Annotated in this window: 1 protein-coding gene; it reads right to left on the bottom strand. The window is 55.1% G+C overall.

Features of this window, described 5'->3' with window-relative positions:
• Window positions 1–1,058 (bottom strand): PKD domain-containing protein (locus AB9K26_RS00740; RefSeq protein WP_369970632.1); only part of this gene is annotated, 1,058 nt, incomplete at both ends.

Genomic DNA, 1,058 nt, shown 5'->3' with positions numbered 1-1,058 from the left:
TTGCCGTCGTCGAACGTCCAGTTGATCGTGTAGGTTCCTTGAGCGTTATAGGTTAGCGGATCAGAGGTCGTTCCCGTGATAGTTCCAGAGCAGTTGTCCGTTGTCGTTGGAACGCTTGCCGTTGCGGAGCACTCGCCAGTCACTGTCGAAAGGGTCGGTGTCGCTGGATCCGTCACGTCGTCAACGATGACCGTCTGCGGGACACTGATAACATTGCCGTTACCATCATCGAAAGTCCAGGTGATCGTGTAGGTTCCCTGAGCGTTATAGGTTAGCGGATCAGAGGTCGTTCCCATGATAGTTCCAGAGCAGTTGTCCGTTGTCGTTGGAACGCTTGCCGTTGCGGAGCACTCGCCAGTTACCGTGGAAAGTGTCGGTGTCGCTGGATCCGTCACGTCGTCAACGATGACCGTCTGCGGGACACTGATAGCGTTCCCGTTACCATCGTCGAATGTCCAGGTGATCGTGTAGGTTCCTTGAGCATTGTAGGTTAGCGGATCAGAGGTTGTTCCTGTGATAGTTCCAGAGCAGTTGTCCGTTGTCGTAGGAACGCTTGCCGTTGCGGAGCACTCGCCAGTTACCGTGGAAAGGGTCGGTGTCGCTGGATCCGTCACGTCGTCTACGATGACCGTCTGCGGGACACTGATAGCGTTCCCGTTACCATCGTCGAAAGTCCAGGTGATCGTATAGGTTCCCTGAGCGTTATAGGTTAGCGGATCAGAGGTTGTTCCTGTGACCGTTCCAGAGCAATTGTCCGTTGTCGTTGGAACGCTTGCCGTTGCGGAGCACTCGTCAGTTACCGTTGATAAAGTAGGTGTCGCAGGATCCGTCACGTCGTCAACGATGACCGTCTGCGGGACACTGATAGCGTTACCGTTACCATCGTCGAATGTCCAGGTGATCGTATAGGTTCCCTGGGCGTTATAGGTTAGCGGATCAGAGGTCGTTCCCGTGATAGTTCCAGAGCAGTTGTCCGTTGTCGTTGGAACGCTTGCCGTTGCGGAGCACTCGCCAGTTACCGTGGAAAGGGTCGGTGTCGCTGGGTCCGTAACGTCGTC

The organism is Psychroserpens sp. XS_ASV72, assembly GCF_041224425.1.
In the GTDB taxonomy this organism is placed as follows: domain Bacteria; phylum Bacteroidota; class Bacteroidia; order Flavobacteriales; family Flavobacteriaceae; genus Psychroserpens.
Note: the sequence above shows the minus strand (reverse complement) of the source record. Positions and strands in the feature narration are given on the sequence as shown.